This window comes from Mesorhizobium sp. M4A.F.Ca.ET.090.04.2.1, assembly GCF_003999085.1.
GTDB lineage: Bacteria > Pseudomonadota > Alphaproteobacteria > Rhizobiales > Rhizobiaceae > Mesorhizobium.
Map to the genome: position 1 here is coordinate 1 of NZ_RZOT01000036.1, position 18,767 is coordinate 18,767.

At 63.6% G+C, this 18,767-nt stretch carries 17 protein-coding genes and 4 pseudogenes; 7 read left to right on the forward strand and 14 right to left on the reverse strand.

Features of this window, described 5'->3' with window-relative positions; all coding sequences use genetic code 11:
• From EN781_RS04735 to EN781_RS04745, 3 genes and pseudogenes are all read right to left on the reverse strand, one after another.
• On the reverse strand, positions 1-666 hold a 666-nt coding region (locus EN781_RS04735), incomplete at its 3' end, for a succinylglutamate desuccinylase/aspartoacylase family protein (protein ID WP_145965446.1).
• 101 nt (positions 667-767) lie between these two features.
• Positions 768-941 (reverse strand): annotated as a pseudogene (locus tag EN781_RS04740) (pyruvate/2-oxoglutarate dehydrogenase complex dihydrolipoamide dehydrogenase); the annotation flags it as partial.
• 10 nt (positions 942-951) lie between these two features.
• Positions 952-1,461 (reverse strand): annotated as a pseudogene (locus EN781_RS04745) (sugar O-acetyltransferase); the annotation flags it as partial.
• On the opposite strand from EN781_RS04745, the gene EN781_RS34125 reads away from it, so the two are divergent.
• Genes EN781_RS34125 through EN781_RS04755 form a run of 3 tightly spaced genes read left to right on the forward strand, consistent with a single transcriptional unit; the run spans position 1,354 to position 3,291 of the window.
• A complete protein-coding gene (locus tag EN781_RS34125) occupies positions 1,354-1,575 on the forward strand; it encodes a hypothetical protein (protein ID WP_189347320.1) in 222 nt (73 codons plus the stop codon). The pseudogene EN781_RS04745 and the gene EN781_RS34125 overlap by 108 nt on opposite strands.
• A 16-nt stretch (positions 1,576-1,591) precedes the next feature.
• Positions 1,592-2,053, forward strand: coding sequence for a DUF4126 domain-containing protein (locus tag EN781_RS04750; protein ID WP_126058624.1), 462 nt, complete (start codon positions 1,592-1,594; stop codon positions 2,051-2,053).
• Positions 2,050-3,291 carry an FAD-containing oxidoreductase gene (locus tag EN781_RS04755; protein ID WP_127399821.1) on the forward strand — a complete coding sequence of 414 codons (1,242 nt, stop codon included), beginning with the start codon at positions 2,050-2,052 and terminating at the stop codon, positions 3,289-3,291. Before EN781_RS04750 ends, EN781_RS04755 begins: the two co-directional genes overlap by 4 nt.
• An 18-nt stretch (positions 3,292-3,309) precedes the next feature.
• On the opposite strand, the gene EN781_RS04760 is transcribed toward EN781_RS04755, so the two are convergent.
• The gene (locus EN781_RS04760) at positions 3,310-4,302 is read right to left on the reverse strand and encodes a helix-turn-helix domain-containing protein (protein WP_126058626.1); all 993 of its coding nucleotides are present in this window, start codon (positions 4,300-4,302) and stop codon (positions 3,310-3,312) included.
• 125 nt (positions 4,303-4,427) lie between these two features.
• Between EN781_RS04760 and EN781_RS04765 the strand changes: the two genes are divergently transcribed.
• Positions 4,428-5,075, forward strand: a complete 648-nt coding sequence (locus EN781_RS04765; protein WP_126058627.1) for a cysteine hydrolase family protein — start codon at positions 4,428-4,430, stop codon at positions 5,073-5,075.
• 72 nt (positions 5,076-5,147) lie between these two features.
• On the opposite strand, the gene EN781_RS04770 is transcribed toward EN781_RS04765, so the two are convergent.
• The 10 genes and pseudogenes from EN781_RS04770 to EN781_RS04815 all read right to left on the reverse strand — a co-directional run bounded on the left by EN781_RS04770 (position 5,148) and on the right by EN781_RS04815 (position 16,955).
• A complete protein-coding gene (locus EN781_RS04770; protein WP_126058628.1) occupies positions 5,148-6,827 on the reverse strand; it encodes a formate--tetrahydrofolate ligase in 1,680 nt (559 codons plus the stop codon).
• A 317-nt stretch (positions 6,828-7,144) separates the two neighbouring features.
• Positions 7,145-8,269 (reverse strand): DUF2333 family protein, encoded by a 1,125-nt coding sequence (locus EN781_RS04775; protein ID WP_126058629.1) that lies wholly within the window; start codon positions 8,267-8,269, stop codon positions 7,145-7,147.
• Between the two features lie 15 nt (positions 8,270-8,284).
• Positions 8,285-9,591 (reverse strand): annotated as a pseudogene (locus EN781_RS04780) (DUF6638 family protein).
• A gap of 118 nt (positions 9,592-9,709) precedes the next feature.
• Entirely contained in the window at positions 9,710-10,069 is a 360-nt protein-coding gene (locus EN781_RS04785) for a DUF559 domain-containing protein (RefSeq protein ID WP_189347315.1), read from the reverse strand.
• A 59-nt stretch (positions 10,070-10,128) separates the two neighbouring features.
• Positions 10,129-12,039 carry an ATP-binding protein gene (locus tag EN781_RS04790; RefSeq protein ID WP_126058631.1) on the reverse strand — a complete coding sequence of 637 codons (1,911 nt, stop codon included), beginning with the start codon at positions 12,037-12,039 and terminating at the stop codon, positions 10,129-10,131.
• Between the two features lie 24 nt (positions 12,040-12,063).
• Positions 12,064-13,209: a hypothetical protein gene (locus tag EN781_RS04795; RefSeq protein ID WP_126058632.1), complete on the reverse strand. Its 1,146-nt coding sequence runs from the start codon at positions 13,207-13,209 to the stop codon at positions 12,064-12,066.
• A gap of 33 nt (positions 13,210-13,242) precedes the next feature.
• Entirely contained in the window at positions 13,243-14,331 is a 1,089-nt protein-coding gene (locus EN781_RS04800; RefSeq protein WP_126058633.1) for a hypothetical protein, read from the reverse strand.
• Between the two features lie 300 nt (positions 14,332-14,631).
• Positions 14,632-15,015 carry a cytochrome c family protein gene (locus EN781_RS04805; protein WP_126058634.1) on the reverse strand — a complete coding sequence of 128 codons (384 nt, stop codon included), beginning with the start codon at positions 15,013-15,015 and terminating at the stop codon, positions 14,632-14,634.
• Between the two features lie 80 nt (positions 15,016-15,095).
• Positions 15,096-16,280: a glycosyltransferase gene (locus EN781_RS04810; protein ID WP_126058635.1), complete on the reverse strand. Its 1,185-nt coding sequence runs from the start codon at positions 16,278-16,280 to the stop codon at positions 15,096-15,098.
• 63 nt (positions 16,281-16,343) lie between these two features.
• The gene (locus EN781_RS04815; RefSeq protein WP_126058636.1) at positions 16,344-16,955 is read right to left on the reverse strand and encodes a thymidine kinase; all 612 of its coding nucleotides are present in this window, start codon (positions 16,953-16,955) and stop codon (positions 16,344-16,346) included.
• Positions 16,956-17,043: 88 nt separating this feature from the next.
• Here EN781_RS04815 and EN781_RS34130 point away from each other — a divergent pair, with 88 nt between their 5' ends.
• From EN781_RS34130 to EN781_RS04825, 3 genes and pseudogenes are all read left to right on the forward strand, one after another.
• On the forward strand, positions 17,044-17,202 hold the full coding sequence (locus EN781_RS34130) for a hypothetical protein (RefSeq protein ID WP_189347317.1): 159 nt from the start codon (positions 17,044-17,046) through the stop codon (positions 17,200-17,202).
• Positions 17,190-18,125, forward strand: a complete 936-nt coding sequence (choX, locus tag EN781_RS04820) for a choline ABC transporter substrate-binding protein (protein ID WP_126058637.1) — start codon at positions 17,190-17,192, stop codon at positions 18,123-18,125. The genes EN781_RS34130 and choX overlap by 13 nt, the downstream gene beginning before the upstream one ends.
• Positions 18,126-18,345: 220 nt before the next feature.
• Positions 18,346-18,767 (forward strand): annotated as a pseudogene (locus EN781_RS04825) (choline ABC transporter permease subunit); the annotation flags it as partial.

Sequence of the window (18,767 nt, forward strand, 5' to 3'; positions counted from 1 at the left end):
GTCGAGCACGCCGCGATATTCGACCGTGGTGGCGACCCGCCGGTCGAAACGCGCCACATCCGCCGGGACATTCTGATAAGGCATGATCGAGGCGCCCTCGAAGGTGCCGTCGGTGTCCTCGTTCCACAGCAGCACCGCATCGACGCCCATGGCCGCCGCGCAATCGGCCATCGCCGGCCACAGGCTGGCGTGGATGTAGAGGTAGGGCAGGCCCTCGTCGTCGCAATGCAGGTCGAGCACGATGTTGTGGCCGAGCGAGAGCTGCAGCAGCCTGATCTTCAGCCGTTGGTCGGGCGTGCCGAGCCTGGTATCGGGCAAGAGCGAAGCGTCCGGTGCGGCAAGCAGCGGAAAGCCGCGGTTGAAGTTGTTGCGCGTGCCGAGATGGAAGCGGCCCTGATGTTCGCCGAAATGGTACTGGGCGCGACCGATCGGGTTGGCCCAGGGCACGATGGTGATGTCGCCCCTGATGCGGCCCTCGGCCTCGGCTCTTGCGAGCATCGGCATCAGCGCGTCGATGGCGACCACGCCCGGCAGTTCGCCGGCATGGAGCGCCGCCTGCAGATAGGCCGAAGGTCCCGCCTTGTCCGTTCCCGCGAAGCGGATCACCGGAAATTCGTAGGAAATGCCCTCGCCTTCGCCAGCGATGCGTTCGATCGTTTTCTGCATGGAGGCCTCCGGGAAAGAGGCGAACCCATGCACTTTTGCGATTGCGCTGTCGATTGGTCCAGGCCGAGGCGCTATGGGCGCAAACCACGCCGATGGCGGCTCTAGGCCAGCGGCTTCAGCTCCTGGGCTATGGTCGGCAGAAGCTCGGAGACGTTGGGGTGGATGTGCATGGCACGCGCCAGCGTCGATATCGGCGCCTTGGCATACATCAGGTCGAGCACCGAGTGGATCACCTCGTCGCCGCCCGGTCCGAGCACCGAGCAGCCGAGGATCTCCCCGGTGGTTCGCTGCGACGTCGCGGGTAACCACGGCGCCAGCGCCAACGATGGCACCATCGCCGATCGTGACGCCGCCGAGGATGATGGCGCTGCCGCCGATCCAGGCATCGGCGCCGATCGTCACCGGCTTGGCGATCTCCAGCCCCGCCTGCCTTGCTGCAGCCTCCCTGTGATGCTCGGCGCAGTAGATCTGCACATTAGGCCCGAGCAACGTCCGCTTGCCGATGCGCACCGGCGCCGTATCGAGGACCGTGCAGCCGGCATTGAGGAAGACACCATCGCCGAGAAAGAGGTTGAACCCGTAGGCGCAGTGGAACTGCCCCTCTATGCGCGCCCCCTCGCCCGTGCTTCCCAACAATGACCGCAATGCCGGGCCGATGTCGCCGCGTTGCCGGGGCGGCAGGCCGTTGTGCTCGAACACCGCATCGCGCGCGGCGACGCGCAGCGCTTCCAGTTCCTGATCGAGGCAAGTGTACCACTCGCCCGCCGCCATCTTCATGCGCTCACTTGCCGTCATGGCCGCGTCTCCATCGAATTACTGCCAAAGCACAATCCTTTGCTGGGCGAAAGCCTGCTGGCCAAATGTCCGGCCTATGCTAGCTTGCTCGCGCCGGACAGTGCGAGGTCCTGACATCGAGGGGTCAATCATGCTTTATCTGCTTGCATTGCTGATCGGGGTCGTTGCCGGGCTCCGCGCCGGAACGGCACTTGCCGTCACCGCCTGGGGCGCCTGGCTCGGCTGGCTGCCGGTCGCCGGCACCTGGGCGAGTTTCATGGGGCACTGGATCGCCCTCGGCATTTCCACCATCCTGGGGGTCGTCGAGCTGATCACCGACCAGCTGCCGTCGACGCCGAGCCGCAAGGTGCCGCAGCAGTTCGGCGCCCGCGTCATCATCGGCGCCTTTTGCGGCGCGGTGTTCGGCGCGACCGGCGGCGCCATCATCGGTGGCCTGATTGCCGGCGCCATCGGCGCCGTGATCGGCACGCTCGGCGGCGCCGAGTTCCGCGGCCGACTGGCGGCGGCTTTCGGCAAGGACCCGCCCGCTGCCTTCATCGAGGACGCCGCGGCGATCATCGGCGGCCTGCTGATCGTGGCGGCCGTGGCATGACGGCCAAGGCCTTCGACGCCATCATCATCGGCGCCGGCCAGGCCGGCACGCCGCTCGCCGGCCGGCTGAACGCGGCCGGCATGAGCGTGGCGCTGGTCGAGCGCAAGCTCGTCGGCGGCACCTGCGTCAACACCGGCTGCATCCCGACCAAGACGATGGTGGCGAGCGCCTACGCCACCCATCTCGCGCGCCGCGCCGCCGACTATGGCGTGACCTTATCCGGCCCGGTGGGCGTCGACTACAAAGCGATCAAGGCGCGCAAGGACAAGGTGTCGGGCGCTTCCCGCACAGGGCTGGAAACCTGGATCGCCGGCATGGAGAAGTGCACGCTCTACCGCGGCCATGCGCGTTTCGAATCCGCCAACACCGTGCGCGTCGGCGACGAACTGCTGACCGCGCCGAAGATATTCCTCAACACCGGCGGCCGCGCCGCCGTTCCCGACCTGCCCGGCGTCGAGGAGGTGCCTTACCTCACCAATTCCTCGATGATGGATCTCGACGTGCTGCCCCGCCATCTCGTCGTCGTCGGCGGCAGCTACATCTCGCTCGAATTCGCGCAGATGTTCCGCCGCTTCGGATCCGAGCTGACGGTGATCGAGAAGAGCCCGCGGCTGACCGGTCGCGAGGACGAGGACGTCTCGGCCGCCATCCTGTCGATCCTCCAGGACGAAGGCATCACGGTGCATCTCGGCGCCGACGACATCAGTTTTGCCAAGCAGGGCGGCGATGTCGCCGTCACCTTTTCCGCCGATCAGCCGCCGGCGATCGGCTCGCATGTGCTGCTGGCGCTTGGCCGCAACCCCAATACCGACGATCTCGGCCTCGACAAGGCCGGCGTCGAGGTCGACAAGCGCGGTTTCATCGTCGTCGACGACCAGTTGCGCACCGGCGTGCCCGGCATCTGGGCGATGGGCGATTGCAACGGCAAGGGCGCTTTCACCCATACCTCCTACAACGATTTCGAGATCGTCGCCGCCAACCTGCTCGACAATGATCCGCGCAAGGTCAGCGACCGCATCGAGGCCTATGCGCTCTACATCGATCCGCCCCTCGGCCGCTGCGGCATGACCGAGGCCGCGGTGAGGAAATCCGGCCGCCGCGCGCTGGTCGGCCAGCGGCCGATGACCCGCGTCGGCCGCGCCGTGGAAAAGGGCGAGACGCAGGGCTTCATGAAGATCCTGGCCGACGCCGACACCACGGTGGTCGGCAATCCGGCGCGTCCGGTCAGGCAGCGTTGAGCGGCTTGCCCGTTCGGGTCAAAACATTGCGGCGTGTGTCGGCCTTTTGGCGCCGGCACTCCTGGAGAACTCGCGCCGATATTGCATCGGCGAGGTCTTGAGCCGCGCCGAAAAATGCTGGCGCAGCGAGGTGGCGCTGCCGAAGCCGACTTCGAAGGCCACCGTATCCATCGATTTCTCCGTCGCCTCCAGCAGCCTCTGCGCCAGCGCGATCCGCTGGTCGGCCAGCCAGTCGCCGAAGCTGGTGCCGATCGACTTCTGGAAGCGGCGCGTGAAGGTGCGGCGGGTGAGGCCGGCCGCCTCGGCGACGCTGTCGAGGCTGTGCGCCTCGCCGAGCGTCGCCCGCACCTTGTCGAGGGCCTGCGCGAACCGGTCGGCGGTCGAGGTCGGCGCCAGCGGGCGCTCGATGAATTGCGCCTGGCCGCCTTGCCGGTGCGGCGACAGCACGACGTGGCGGGCAAGCCGCAACGCCACTTCCGCGCCGTAGCGGGCGCGCACGATATGCAGGCAGCAGTCGAGGCCGGCGGCGACACCGGCCGAGGTTACGATGTCGCCGTCGTCGACATAGAGCACGTCGGCATCGACGGCGATGTCGGGATGGAGCGTCTGCAGCCTGTCCGTATAGGCCCAATGCGTCGCTGCCTTGCGTCCGCCGAGCAGTCCCGCGGCGGCGATGGCGAAGGTGCCGAGGCACAGTCCCACGATCAGCGCGCCGCGCCGGTGGGCGCGGCCGAGCGCCTCGACCAGCACCGCCGGAAGCGGGTCTTCGAGATCCTTCCAGCTTGGAATGATGACGATGTCGGCATCGTCGAGTGCCGCAAGCCCATGCGGGACGGCGATGGTCAGCCCGGCGTCGGTGTGGATCGGTCCCTCCTCCATGGCGCAGACGCGGAAATCGAAGCGCGGCAGGCCGAGCCTGGTGCGGTCCGTGCCGAACACGAGGCAAGGCACGGAGAGGTGGAAGGGGCTGATGCCGTCGAAGGCGATGACGGCGACGATCGGGTCGGCCATGGGAGCTCCGGGAGAAAACAGACAAGATTGTCCCAATTCTTTCGAATGAAGTCAATCGGGACACTTTTGCCGCGTTGGCGCCGGGCCTAGCTTCTGCCTATCAACCCGGTCGAAAGGAGATCGCCATGTCCGCACCAGCCATTAGCACCCAGCCGCGCCGCGCCCTCGTCGTCGTCGACGTCCAGAACGACTATGATGGCGGCAATCTCGCCATCCAGCATCCGCCGTTCCGCGACAGCGTCGTCAATGTGGCGCACGCCATGGACGCGGCGGCGGAAGCCGGCGTCAAGGTAGTGGTCATCAAGCAGATGGCGCCGGAGACCTCGCCGATCTTCGCCAAGGGAAGCCATGGCGGCGAGCTGCATCCCGAGATCGCCAGGCGAAGCCGCGACCATTATGTCGAGAAGACGCTGCCCTCAGCCTTCACCGGCACCGATCTCGAGGCGTGGCTGCGCGCCAATGCCATCGATACGATCGCGGTCGTCGGCTACATGACGCACAATTGCGACCTGTCGACCATCATCCATGCCGTGCATATGGGCTTTGCTGTGGAGTTCCTGTCCGACGCCAGCGGCTCGGTGCCTTACGCCAACAGCGCCGGCTATGCTTCTGCCGAGGACATCCACCGCGTGGTCACCATCATCCTGCAGTCGCGCTTCGCGGCGGTGCTCAAGATCGCCGAGTGGGTCGACTGCCTGAAGACCGGCGCTTTGCCGGAACGCGACACGATCTTTGCTTCCAACCAGCGCGCGCTGGCGCGCAATGCAGCTTAGCCGCGCTCAAATCCGCAAATGAAAAGGGCGCCGCGAAAGCGGCGCCCTTTGTTTTCGCAGCCGAAAGGAAGCCTAGAACAGGCCTTCGATCTGGCCGGCCTCGTTGAGGAAAATCTTTTCGGAGGACGGCGCCTTGGGCAGGCCGGGCATGGTCATGACCTCGCCGCAGATGATAACGACGAAGCCGGCGCCGGCCGAGAGCCGGACCTCGCGCACCGGCACGGTGTGGCCGGTCGGCGCACCGCGCAGGTTCGGGTCGGTCGAAAACGAATACTGGGTCTTGGCCATGCAGACCGGCAGGTTGCCGTAGCCGGCCTGCTCCCAGGCGTGCAGTTGGTCGCGGATCGACTTGTCGGCGATCGCCTCGTCGCCGCGGTAGATGCGCTTGACGATGGTGTTGACCTTTTCGAACAGCGGCATCTCGTCGGGATAGAGCGGCGAGAACTGCGAGGCGCCGGACTCGGCGATCTCGACGACCTTCCTGGCGAGGTCCTCGATGCCGGCCGAGCCTTGCGCCCAGTGCTTGCACAGGATCGCCTCGGCGCCCTGCGCCTTGACGAAGTCCTTCATCGCCTGGATTTCGGTCTCGGTGTCGGTGGTGAAGTGGTTGATCGCCACCACCGCCGGCACGCCGAACTGCTTAACGTTCTCGATGTGGCGGCCGAGGTTGAGGCAGCCCTTCTTGACCGCCTCGATGTTCTCCTTGCCGAGGTCTTCCTTCTTGACGCCGCCATTCATCTTCATGGCGCGCACGGTGGCGACGATAACGGCGGCCGCCGGCTTGAGGCCGGCCTTGCGGCACTTGATGTCGAAGAATTTCTCGGCACCGAGGTCGGCGCCGAAGCCGGCTTCAGTGACGACATAGTCGGCGAGCTTCAGCGCCGTCGTTGTGGCGACGACCGAGTTGCAGCCATGGGCGATGTTGGCGAACGGACCGCCATGGACGAAGGCCGGGTTGTTCTCCAGCGTCTGCACCAGGTTGGGCTGCATGGCGTCCTTCAACAGCACCGCCATGGCGCCGTCGGCCTTGAGGTCGCGGGCATAGACCGGCGACTTGTCGCGGCGGTAGGCGACGATAATGTCGCCGAGGCGCTTCTCGAGGTCCTTGAGGTCGGTGGCAAGGCACAGGATCGCCATCACTTCCGAGGCGACGGTGATGTCGAAGCCGCCTTCGCGCGGATAACCGTTGGCGACGCCGCCGAGCGAACAGATCATCTCGCGCAGCGCCCGGTCGTTCATGTCCATGACGCGGCGCCAGGCGACGCGGCGGGTGTCGATGCCGAGTTCGTTGCCCCAGTAGATGTGGTTGTCGATCAGCGCCGACAGCAGATTGTGCGCCGTGGTGATGGCGTGAAAGTCGCCGGTGAAGTGGAGGTTCATGTCCTCCATCGGCACGACCTGCGCGTAGCCGCCGCCGGCGGCGCCGCCCTTGACGCCGAAATTCGGGCCGAGCGAGGCTTCGCGGATGCAAACGACCGCCTTCTTGCCGATGCGGTTCAAGCCGTCGCCGAGACCGACGGTGGTCGTGGTCTTGCCTTCGCCGGCAGGGGTCGGGTTGATGGCGGTGACGAGGATCAGCTTGCCGTCCTTGTTGCCCTTCACCGACTTGATGAACTCGGCCGAGACCTTGGCCTTGTCATGGCCGTAGGGCAGGAGATGCTCGGTCGGAATGCCGATCTTGGCGCCGATCTCCTGAATCTGTTTCTTCCTGGCGGCGCGCGCGATCTCGATGTCGGACTTCACTTCGGCCATGACGGCTTTCCTCTGGATTGGTCGGTGGAGGGGACGGGTTTGATCATCTGTGCATGTTCGAGACGCCGTGCGGGCGTGAGGGCATGTTCTAACCCTGTCGCTGTCGCGGCGTCAACTTTCATGCAACTATGTTTCCTGCGAAGAAAGAGTGTTCCTGCTGCCGGGCCGTTTGCGGTCGGCTGTATGGAGCCCGGTCGTTGCGCCGTATAGAAGCCAGAGCGGATGCCCCGCCGCCGTCCCAAAACAGCCGCGCAATGCACCGAATGCGACAGGGGCGACGGCGCAAATCCGCCAGCCCCTTGGCGAGAGGGGTGCGGCTACTGCGTCAGCACGTTGCTGATCTCAACCATGTTGGAGCGCACCCTCAGCACGTAGAAACCCATCGTGGTCAGGTGCGTCGGCAGCAGCCAGCCGTCCTCGCGGCCGTTGGCGATGATGAGGGGCTGGATGCGCAGAGCCGAGACGAATTGCGAATCCATCGTGTCCCACAGGTTCTGCAGGTGCTTTTCCTTGATGACATCCTCGAAGTCGGCCTGGGCGGCCTTCATCAGGCCGTAGTAGCCATAGAGCTGGCCGTAGGCGAACCAGAAGCGGTCGTCGGCGCGGAAATCGAACCAGCCATCATTGTGGTTCTCAGCGCGCTCCTTGAGGATTGCCGAGGTCGAGCCGATGTCGGACGAAATGCGGTCGATATATTGCTTGAGATTGTCGGCGCGGGCGTCGAACGTCGCCTGGCAGCTGGCCAGCCTTGCGTTGAAGGAGCGCAGCTTGCGCACGGCATCGCGATAGTAGCTCGGGGTCGGCGTCTTCGGACCGAATGGATTGAGGCCGAAGTACCAGGTCTCCTCGTCGAACTGCAGATTTCCGCGCGCATCCTGGAGATCGGCGTCGATCTGCGAGGTCGTGCGCACGCGGCCCAGATTGTCGGCAAGCTCGGTCGCGGTGCGCCGCACCGCCTGGTTGATGCCGCGCTGGAAGGAGGCCTTGTTGTCCATCCATGGCGTGTGGTCCCAGTCGATGCCGAACAGGCCGAGCTTGTAGAGGATCATCGATGAGATCCAGGCATTCTGGTTGACGTTGAAGTCGGTCAGATCGGCCGCCACCTGGGCGATCGCCGAGTTACCGCAGGTCTTGGCCGTATCGGTGCCCGCGCCGGCTGAGACTTGCTCGCCGGCCGACACGTTGCGCTTCTCGAACGTATAGGTATCGGGATAGTTCGGGTTGAATTTGGTCCACCACTGGGTGGCGTAGAAGAAATTGGCGTAGAGGCCGATGAGCACCAGCAAGGCGAGGCCAACCACCGCCTTCAGGATCCAGCCGCGCTGCCCATACCAGCGGCCGGCCCACATGAAAGGCCACAGGATCACGCCGACGAGAAGACCAATGCCGCGGCCGATCCACTGGAAGATCTGGGTGAAGAAACTCACAATCGGGTCAAGCATGGCTCTCGTCACCCCTCAATCAGTCAAGCCGTAGAGGCGTGTGCGAAACGCCGCCTTGTCTTTCAAATATGTGGTTTTCAGAACGTCCACAACATGCGATCGCCAGGCGTCGCTGAAGCCGTCATAGTCCCTGTAGAAGCCGGGCTTGTTGAAGACGTAGCGCGAGACGAAGTCCTGCGGCACGAAGTCGGAGATCAGCTGATTGGTCAGCCAGGCGTCTGGATGATCGGGCCTGGCGCGGATCACCAGGAAGCGCTGCTGCGGGAACACGTCCTCGATCTTGAGATGGCCATATTGGGCGATCTCGCGCTTGGCGGCGTTGAGGAAGGGGAAATTGCCGTCCTTGGTGATCAGGTCGGTATGGCCGTGGATCCAGGTCTGCAGCCAGACCTTGTCGACGTCCGTCAGATTGCGGTTCGGCTCGGCGTCGCGGATCAGCGCGCGCACCACCATTTGGCGCGATGCTCGAGATAGCCGGATGACTCGATCCAGGAGGCGCGCGGCAATTCGATGCGGCCGGTGGCGGCGAGGAACTTGAACACCTTGTCGGCGTCCCTGATCGAAAGATAGCTCACCTGCCACGGCCGCGAGCGGCGGAAACCGGGCGCGGCCGGGTCGCTGATCACCGTCGTCATGTCGGGATCGACGAAGACGTAGAGGCCGCCGAAATGGCTGGTCCAGTAGGCGTTATGGCGGAAGATCACCTGGTCCGGCACCAGCGCGTTCTCGCGGATGTCGCCGCAGACCTTGGCGAGCTCGACCATACGCTCAAGCATGGCGTTGTCGCGCCAGGCGTCGGGCTCCTGCTTCAGCCGGTCGACCAGCTTGCCGAGCTCGGCCGCCTTGCCGAGCACGTCCTCGGCCGACAGCACCTTGAACTCGACCTGGTTGATCGACAGCAGGTCCTCGATGTCGTTGACCTTGGGGACCGAGTCCTCGATCTCGCCGTAGATCACATCCTTGATGGTCAGTGCGTCGATGGCGCGCCGGTTCTTGGACATGAACTCGAACATCAGCTGCGAGGTATTGGAAAAGGCGGTGTGGACCACCGGCAGGTCGATCTGCGACGGCGTCAGGATGATGAAGCGGCGATTGACCTCGTTGGGGTCGAGGTAGTCGTAGTCGCCGCATTCGTCGGCGATCTCCGGCGAGAAGCCGGTGCGGTCGATCTGGAAGCTGTTCAGCCTGGTGGGATTGAGGCCGAAGGCGACGAGGGCCTTGTTGTAGCGCTGGATGAGGTGCGGTTCGTCGACGGTCAGCAGCCTGCCGTAGATCAGTTCATTGTCGCGCAGAAGGTCGGGTTTCTTGGCGGGGTGGGTCATTTATGCCTTCTCCCCGTTCACGGGGAGAAGGTGCCCGAAGGGCGGATGAGGGGCGGCGCAAACGCTCATCATCTTTGCTCCGACGTGGCGACCGGCAGAAATCTCACATCGATACCAATCATTTGCGATCTAGCCGGCCATCAAGGGCTGCGATGATCGTATCAAGCACGCTCGCGCGGCTGGTCAAAACATCCGCGTGCCAAACTCTCAATACCGACCAACCATTTCCATTCATCGTCTCATCTCTGTATCGATCCCGAGACCGACCCGCATGCTGGCTGCCGTCGACTTCCACGACCAGATTAGCTTCACGACAGGCGAAGTCTGCGAAATAGGGCCCAATCGGTAGTTGGCGAACAAACTTGTGGCCGTTCAATCGCCGTCCACGCAGTTCATGCCACAGCATTTCCTCAGCATCGTTTTCAACCTTCCGTAGCTCACGGGCCCTCGTGACCTTGGGCTCATTTCTTCCACGCATGGCGCTGCCCCTCATCCGCCCTTCGGGCACCTTCTCCCCGTGAACGGGGAGAAGGAAGATTAAGCATTCCATAGCCCCTTCTTCTTCATCTCCTCGATTTCGCGCACGGCGCGGTCGCGCAGCCTGGTGTCGCGGATCATCTTAGTCACGGCGGCGTCGTCGGACTTGTCGGAATAGCGGAATTCCGAGTCGGCGTAGCGGTTGATCTCCTGCATGACCATGTCCATCGAGAACGGTCCGCGCAGTTCCTCGATCATTGCCTTCTTGTCGTCGTAGCTCTTGTGCATGAAGGCTTCCGGCTTCTCGAACCATTCGTCGGGCAGCTCGATGTCCATGGCGCGCATCTTGATGGCGTCGGTGACGTTCTTGATGGCGCGGCCGGTGAAGCGCGGCTCGGCATCCTTGATCATGTGCAGGTACGTGCCGATGTCGGCCATCGATTTCGGCGCGCCATTCTCCTTCATGTAGCGCTCATAGACCTTGATCAGCCCATCTTCCTGCGGCTTCTCATGCTCCTCATAGGCCTCGGTCACGGCGCGCTGGATCTCCTGCGCGGCATAGAGCTTGTGGTCGCCGAGCGGGATCTTGTGGTTCTTTCCGGCGAGCAGCACGAAGATGTCGATATAGTCGTCGCGGGTCTGCGGCCCATCGACCAGCCAGCGGGCGCCGGCGCGCTGGCGCAGCGCGTCGTCGACATTCTCTGGATAGTTGGAGAACATGCCGAAGGCGCAGTTGCCGCGCACCACCGTGCCGGCACCGGCAAAGGCGTCCATCAGGACGCCGGTGATCTCCTGCTGGCCGGCGGAGGCGCGATCGTCGGAACGCCGCGCCGCCACCTGGTCGATATCGTCGATGGTGCCGAAGCCGATGACGCGCGGATTGAGCACGTTGTTGATGAACTGGCGGCAGTTCTGGCCGGACTTGCCCTGATAGGACGAGATCTGGTCGACGCCGAAATTCTCGTAGGCGAAGGGATAGCCGGCAACCTGGCAGTAGTCGTGGACGAGGCCGGCGATCATCTGGATCAGCGTCGTCTTGCCTGTGCCCGGCGCGCCGTCGCCAATGAAGGTGAACAGGAAGCCACCGAGCTCGACGAACGGGTTCAGCTCACGCTCGAAATCGTAGGCCATCAGCATTTTGGCGAGCCTGACCGACTGGAATTTGGCAATGTGGTTGCCGACGACCTCCTCCGGTTTCTTGAAGGTCATCACCAGCGGCTTCGAGCGCTTGCCGGGCGCGACGTCGAAACCGTCGAGGGTGAAATCGTCGACGTCGATGCGGATATGGGCGTTCTCGAACGGGCCGATGCCGTCGAAGCGGCCTTTTCTCGCCAGGAGCCCGTCGATGGCGACGCGGGCGAAGGCGCGCGCCCGCGTCATCAGATCGGCATCGTCCTTGGAGCCGGCAATTGCCTTGTCGAGGCCGGCAATGATCGACTTCACCGCGTCCTGCTGCGTGTCGAACAGGAAGTCGGGCTCGGCGATGTCGTTGGGCGCCTCTCCGTCGCTGTCGATCAGTTGGAAGAGGTACGAGGCGAGGCTGAAGGCGGAAATGTAGGCCGAGGCCGACAGAAGCTTCTTGAAGGTCGCGGCTTCGTCGCCCTCGAGCGGCGCGCGGGCGTTCTTGGCCTGCAGGCTCTCGAGGTCGGAGCCTTCAGCGAAGACGTCCGAGATGGCGAGCGCGATCGCCAGGCCGCGCCGGGCGCGAAACAGCAGCGTGTGCTGGGGAATGGTGAGCAACTGGTCGTCGGGGTGGACGGCGGCGACCGTCTTCGACAGCTCGACCTCGCGCGTGCGGCGCACCGAACCGACCGACACCGTCGAGACGAAGCGGCGGTTGGTGCCGGCGAGCGCGGTGCCGGATTCGCGGGACGGATCCTCCAGCACGACGATGCGGGTAATGAAGCTTTGCGCGGTGGCGCGGTGCTTTTCGATCGCAGCTTCCGAGATCGTGGTCAGGCCGGTGTCCATGAAGGATGCTCCGTGGTGTGACGGTCAGACGTCTGAGATGACCTGTCCGTTGGACAGGATGTGGACCTTGTAGCCGGAAAAGATCTTCTGCGCCTCGCCGGCGGCATAGAGCGCCTGATAGGCCTCGTGCGGGATCAGCGCATGGTTCTCGTAGCTCGACACGCCCTGGCGCGCGGCCTCCAGATCGTCGGTGTTGATGAAGAATTCCTGCGTCGTCTTCTCGCTCGAAAACAGGCCCTTGCGGCCGGGCTTCTCCGATTTGGAAAAGATCTCCTGGATGGTCCAGGTGAGCAGCCAGGCGTTTTCCGGCCTGCGCACTTTGGCCAGCACCTCGGTCACCGTCGAATTGTTGTCGGTGATGCCCGCCGAATAGAAGGGGCCGAGCACGACGCGGCGGAGCTGCTTCGGACGCAGCGGCTCGAAATCCTTGTCGAGATTGACCGCGATCGTCGCCGGCGACAGCGTATAGGCCGAATTCTTCTCGGTGAAATCGTCGAAGCGGTGGGCAAGCTCGGGATTGAGCAGCCCGTCGACCGGCAGCGGGATGTCGACCCGCTCGTTCAACTTGCCGTTGGCATCGACGAGCTGGCGCACCATGCTCTCCGAGGAATCCTCCACCGTCACCATATAGATCAACGGCAGGTTGGCGCTGCCGTCGAAGCAGGCCCAATGCACCAGGTAATAGGGTCGAAAGGTCTTGGGGTTGACCGAGACCTTCGCCGTCTGCGCCAGCGTGAACGGGCCGAAGGTCTGCTCGCTCCTGACGTCCTCCAGATAGAGCCGCTCGGCCATCGACTTCTGCAGCGCCTCGGGAAATTCCTTGTGGCGCAGGATGAAGTCGGCCATTTCCTCGCGAAGCTCTCCGGCCTGCGGGATATTGGCCAGCCGGCTCTCCGCCTGACGGCGGTCGTTCTCGAGTTCGAGCAGGTTCTGGAATACCGGATAGCCGCTGTCGGCGCGCGAGATCCGGAACGTCTCCATGAAGCCGAGGCGGTTGCGCCAGCAGGAAAACGACTTGTCCAGCCGCGCAATGTATTCGGCGACAATCCTGGCGACGATGCCATGCCGGTAGAGCGGCGAGCGATCGTCGCGCATGAACACTTCCAGCCCGCTCAGCGCCGCCGTGATGGCGGAAAAGTAGCGCGCCGCGGCTTCATTTTCGGGGGTCATCGGACTGCCTTGGAGACGAACGCCTGCCGCCAACTACTGCTGTACGTAGTTGGCGGAATTGTGCTTCTTCATCACTTCGTCGAAGCGGCGGGCGAAGGCATCGTCGGCGAGCTTCTTGCGGCGCTGGATATCGGCCGAGGCCACCATGTTCTTCTCGTGCATTTCCAGCAGATCGCCAATGTGCTTCTGCGAGGCGGCGCCGATGCCGGCCATGGTCTCCTCCGCCGTGTTGTCGACCTGGCTGCCGAGCGTGTTGATCTTGTGGGCGACGTCCTGCTGGGCGGCGGTTTTCAGTGAGTCTTCCAGCGCCTTGTAGAGGACGATGCGCTGCTCGGTGTCGATGGTCAGCTTGTTGATCAGCGTCGATTGCGCCGCGATCTGGTTGTTGAGAGAGTCCACAAAGGTCTGGAACATCGAGGTGTAGCGCTCCAGCGTCTGGCTTTCGGCTAGCAATTCCTGCTCCTTGGCCTGCTTCTCATTGTATTCGGTCGCCATCTTCGAGCGCTCGCCTTCGAGCTCGGTGCGCTCCTTCTGACTGGTCGAGGCGGCGATCTTGTTCTCGATGTCGAGCAGCATCGGGTTGAGCTCCTCGATGCGCTTCTGCACCGCTTCAAGGTTGGACATCGTCGTCTTGCGGCGCTCGATCACTTGCGACAGGCTGGTCTCGGAGGTCTTGTAGCGCTGGTCGAGGATCTGCTTCTGCGCCTTTAGGATGCCGACAATGGTGTCGGATTTGGCCAGCAGTTCCTGCAGGTTGCCGGCCAGCGACATGTTGCGCACACGATCGGTGCGCATGCGCTGCTTGCGCTGCTCGGAGAAGACACCGACGAAATTTTCCCAGCCGGTGTAGCTCTTCATGCTCTCGAATTCGGCGCCGAAGACATTGGTGGCGTCTTCAAGGCCGATGATCAGGTCGGCGATGTTGCCTTCCATGATCTTTTGTTGCTTGAGCACATCCTCGATGCGGGCGTTTTCGATGTCGAAATTGGCGTCGCCGATCTTCTTGTCGGCCTGAGCGAGCGTGTCGAGCACCGTTCCGGACTGCTCGATCTTCGTGCGCATGTCCTGCACGACCTGCTTGGTCTTGGCAATCTCGGCATCGAAATTCTGCAATGTCGCCATAGGGGCCTCCCGCATCGGCATCGGTTTCGTGTCGGCGCGAATATATGTGGAGCATTCTGGGATTGAAAGACGCAAGACCAGAGGCGTCGCGAAAACAAAAGGTTTCGTTTCTCCCTTGAAAGACAAACGAACCGTGCTCATGGCGAGACTAGCAGCCCGCCGCGCCGGCGCATTTCTCTTGCAGCTCGACTCTCGCGCCACCGGACCGCCGGCGAAGCATTCGCTTGCCACCGGAACCATCGTCTGGATATTCGGCAAACAATTGCTGAGGAACCGGCGACTGCTGGGCAGCCGTGGGGATCAGGGCTTGGGGTCGGCCCTCAGATAGGCAATGACGTTGGCGATGTCGGCGTCGTTGGTCAGTCCGTTGAAGCCCATCTTGTTGCCGGGCACCTTCAGCTTGGGCGCGCGCAGGTAGAGCGCGAGATTGGCCTCGTCCCAGACCAGGCCGCCGGCGCCGGCATCCTTCATGGCCTGCGAATAGTTGAAATTCGCGGCCGTGCCCGCGGTGCGGCCGACGACGCCCAGAAGATGCGGGCCGACCTTGTCGTGGTCGGTCGTCGCGTCATGGCAGGCCATGCAGCGGTTGAAGACCTTCTTGCCAAGCGCGGCGTCTCCTGCGGCATGGGCTGCTGCGATGTCGGCGACGACAAGGACGACGGCGGACGAAATGGCTCGAAACATGGCGGACTCCTGGCTGGGGCACGTGAATAGGGCCCATGCCTTAACAAGCGCCGCATATGATGGCGGGATTGCGGAAGCGTTCAATCCGGCCGGCGCGCCATCAGATCCGCGACAGCTTGCAGGATTTCGCGACCGATCGCGGCCGAAGAATGTTTTTCGCTCACGAAGGCCCGGCCAGCGGCGGCCATTTCGGCGGCTGCCTCAGGCTGCGCGGCGAGAGACAGGATTTTTGCGCCCAGTTCGCCGGCGTCGCGGGCGGCAAGAAAATGCCGGCCGGCCTGCAGGCCGAGCCCCTCGACGGCCTTTTCCGTGGCGCAGACGACCAGCCCCGCCGCCATCGCTTCCAGCGCCTTGATGCGGGTGCCGCCGCCGTAGCGGAGCGGCATCGGCGCGTAGCCCGCCGAGGCGAGCAGGTCGTGCAGGCTGTCAGGGTTTTCTACAAGGCGAAGGCCGTGTTCGGCGCATATCCGGCGCACGAGATTGTCGGGGGTCTTGCCGGCGACGGTGATCGACCAGTCGCGACCCGAGGCGGCGAGATGCGGCGCCATCCTGCGGCCCATCTGTTTGACGGCGTCGATGTTGGGGAAATAGCCGAGATGGCCAACGAAGCAAAGGCGCAGTGCCTCGTATCGACGGCTCGTTGTCGGCAAGGAAAGCACGCTTTCTTCGGGGATCGGATTGGCGATCACCCTGACGTCGCCTGTAGGGCCGAGGGCGGAAAGCAGCGTCCGGTCGACCCCGGAGCAGACCCAGACCTGATCTGCCACCGCCGCCGCATGTCGGTCGGCGTCCCGCGCCTGCTTGATCCTGCGCCTGTTCTCGCGCACCTTCCGCAGCCGCTTCAAGACCGGCAGCCCGGCAATGCCGTCCGCCACCGTCTTGGAATCGATATCGTGCAGGTCAATGACAGTGCGCGCGCCATGCTGCGGCGCCAGGTCAAGCAATTGCGCAAGCACGATGTTTTCGACCACCACCAGATCGGGCGCGAAAGCCCGCCAAAGCGCGTCGGCTTCGGCCAGTTCGTCGGCCGGCATGATGCGCATGGTCGGATGTGGCCTGTGACTTTGCCAGGCGCCGTTGCGGCGCGCCGACTCGAGGGCAAGGTGCCTGACATTGGAGAGCCAGGTTTGCGCTGGCGAACCGGTCAGGCTTACGGTCAGAACCTCGCCGACCGCCGAGAGCGCCCGCGCGTTGGCCGCGCACCTGATCTCGCCGCCGGACAGTGGTGGGAACGGACAAGTGAGCGTGAACTGAAGGATTTTCATGCTGCCCCCGCGGACAACAGTAGTCCAAGGCGCTTGAGGCCGGAATAGCGCAAGTCAGCCGGCTCAGGTTCTGGCGAAGCCGATGAAGTCGTCGGGCGCGGCGCGGCCCATTTCCTCTTCCCAGTGGCGGCGGCAGAGAGAAACATAGACGTCCTTGCCGATCGCCACCTGCTCGCCCTGCCTTGCCACCTTGCCGTCAGGACCCAGCCGCACGACCATCGTCGCCTTGCGGCCGCAGCGGCAGATGGTGCGCACCTCGCGCAGGTCGTCGGCGATGGCCAGCAGCACTCGCGAACCGGAAAACAACTTGCCCTGGAAATCGGTGCGCAGGCCGTAACACATGACCGGTATGTTCAGCCGGTCGGCGATACGGGCCAGTTGCCAGACCTGCTCTTCCTCGAGGAACTGCGCCTCGTCGACGAAAATGCAGTGCACAGTGGTGTGCTCGTGGTGCTCAGCGACACGGGCGAACAGGTCGTCGCCGTCGCGAAACATCTCGGCCTCGGCCTCGAGGCCGATGCGCGACGAGATCAGCCCGCTGTCGCCCTTGCGATAGTGTCCAGCGATGAACAGCATGGTGGTCATGCCGCGCTCCCGGTAGTTGTAGGACGCCTGCAAGAGCATCGTCGTCTTGCCGGCGTTCATCGTCGCGTAGTTGAAATAGAGCTTGGCCATGCCGCCTTTTAAGCCGAGTTGCAGCACGGCGGGGAGGGGGCGCTGTCGCATTCCCCTGAAAAAGCCGCGCTGTCCGAAAAGCGTCGGCGTGTCGCTGATCGGCCAGCGCGCGCCGTTCATCGTGATGTGGCAACGCTTGAAACCGCAGCAAAATGGTGTTTGGCTGACGAAACAAGGCGGAGACACAGACCGTAACTTCGCCGTGCCAAAAAGAATCGCAATGGGAGATTATCAATGTCGCGTATGAATTCCTTCGTCGCCGGTCTTGGCCTGGCGGCTCTTCTGTCCACCACCGCTGCCTTTGCCGGCGATCCGGCGAGCTGCAAGGCGGTGCGCCTGTCCGATGTCGGCTGGACCGACATCCAGGCCACCACCGGCCTCGCTTCGGTGCTGCTCACCGCGCTCGGTTATGAGCCGCAGGTGATCCAGCTTTCGGTGCCGGTGACCTATGCGTCGCTGAAGAATAACGACCTCGATGTCTTCCTCGGCAACTGGATGCCGTCGATGACCAACGACATCAAGGACTACACCGCCGACGGCTCGGTCGAGACCATCAGTGAAAACCTCAGCGGGGCCGGCTACGGCATCGTCGTGCCGACCTATGTGGCGGACGCCGGCGTCAAGACGCTGACCGATCTCGGCAAGTTCAAGGACAAGTTCGGCGGCAAGATCTATGGCATCGAGGCCGGCAATGACGGCAACCGCATCATTCTCGACATGATCAAGAACCCGAAGGACAATCTGGAGGGCTTCGAGCTGGTCGAGTCCTCGGAAGCCGGCATGCTGACTCAGGCCGAGCAGTCGATGAAAAGCAATGAGTGGATTGCCTTCCTCGGCTGGACGCCGCATCCGGTGATGGGCGCCATGAAGATCACCTATCTCGAGGGCATGGGCGACAGCGGCTTCGGCGCAGCCACCGTGCATACCAACGTGCGCAAGGGCTACACCACCGAGTGCCCGAATGCCGGCAAGTTCATCGCCAACCTGAAGTTCAACCTGGACATGGAAGGCGAGATGATGGACGCGATCCTCAAGGGCGGCGACGCCAACACGGTCGCGACCGACTGGCTGAAGAAGCATCCCGATGCAATCGCCCCCTGGATCGCCGGCGTGACCACCTTCGATGGCGGCGACGCGGCGGCCGCGGTCAAGACCGCGCTCGGGAGCTGAGCCGACTTGCGTTCGGCGTGACCGATCAGGAAGGGCAGCCAATCAAGAATAGGCTGCCCTTTTTCTTAATGCGCGTCGCGCTGAGACGGATTCAAGCGACGCGCTTCAAAGTGTTTGTCCGCCTGTCGTTTCCCAAAACCGCTGCGCACTTTTGGGCGACATGCGTTAAGCTGTGAGAAGATGACCGTCCGGCAAAGGCGGCAAGTCAAAGAGGGGCGAGATGGATCCTATTTCGAAATTCCTGGTCGGCTACAAGATACCCATAGGTCAGTGGGGAAAGGCCTTCTTCGGCTTTCTCACCGATAATTTCGACACCATTTTCAGGGCCTTCTCCAACGGCCTCAATTTCCTGCTTGACGGGCTGGTGGACGGGCTGCTGCTGATACCGCCAGTTTTCCTCATCGCGTTGATCGCGCTGCTCGCCTATTTTCTGCAACGATCGAGAGGGCTGGCGGTAGCCGTCTTTATCGGGCTGCTGTTCATCCTGAACCAGAACCTCTGGAAGCAGACCGTGGAGACGCTGGTGCTGGTGGTTGCCGCGGCGGCCGCCTCGATGGCCATCGGCGTGCCGCTCGGCATCTGGGCCGCGCACAAGCCGAAGATCTACCGCTTCATGCTGCCGGTGCTCGACCTGATGCAGAC

Coding starts and splice junctions, on each gene's coding strand:
- choX (WP_126058637.1), top strand. CDS start 17,190: ATGTCGCGTATGAATTCCTTCGTCGCCGGTCTTGGCCTGGCGGCTCTT.
- EN781_RS04805 (WP_126058634.1), bottom strand. CDS start 15,015: ATGTTTCGAGCCATTTCGTCCGCCGTCGTCCTTGTCGTCGCCGACATC.
- EN781_RS04760 (WP_126058626.1), bottom strand. CDS start 4,302: ATGGCCGACCCGATCGTCGCCGTCATCGCCTTCGACGGCATCAGCCCC.
- EN781_RS04785 (WP_189347315.1), bottom strand. CDS start 10,069: ATGCGTGGAAGAAATGAGCCCAAGGTCACGAGGGCCCGTGAGCTACGG.
- EN781_RS04815 (WP_126058636.1), bottom strand. CDS start 16,955: ATGGCCAAGCTCTATTTCAACTACGCGACGATGAACGCCGGCAAGACG.
- EN781_RS04775 (WP_126058629.1), bottom strand. CDS start 8,269: ATGCTTGACCCGATTGTGAGTTTCTTCACCCAGATCTTCCAGTGGATC.
- EN781_RS04790 (WP_126058631.1), bottom strand. CDS start 12,039: ATGGACACCGGCCTGACCACGATCTCGGAAGCTGCGATCGAAAAGCAC.
- EN781_RS04800 (WP_126058633.1), bottom strand. CDS start 14,331: ATGGCGACATTGCAGAATTTCGATGCCGAGATTGCCAAGACCAAGCAG.
- EN781_RS04810 (WP_126058635.1), bottom strand. CDS start 16,280: ATGAAAATCCTTCAGTTCACGCTCACTTGTCCGTTCCCACCACTGTCC.
- EN781_RS04750 (WP_126058624.1), top strand. CDS start 1,592: ATGCTTTATCTGCTTGCATTGCTGATCGGGGTCGTTGCCGGGCTCCGC.
- EN781_RS04765 (WP_126058627.1), top strand. CDS start 4,428: ATGTCCGCACCAGCCATTAGCACCCAGCCGCGCCGCGCCCTCGTCGTC.
- EN781_RS04755 (WP_127399821.1), top strand. CDS start 2,050: ATGACGGCCAAGGCCTTCGACGCCATCATCATCGGCGCCGGCCAGGCC.
- EN781_RS04770 (WP_126058628.1), bottom strand. CDS start 6,827: ATGGCCGAAGTGAAGTCCGACATCGAGATCGCGCGCGCCGCCAGGAAG.
- EN781_RS04795 (WP_126058632.1), bottom strand. CDS start 13,209: ATGACCCCCGAAAATGAAGCCGCGGCGCGCTACTTTTCCGCCATCACG.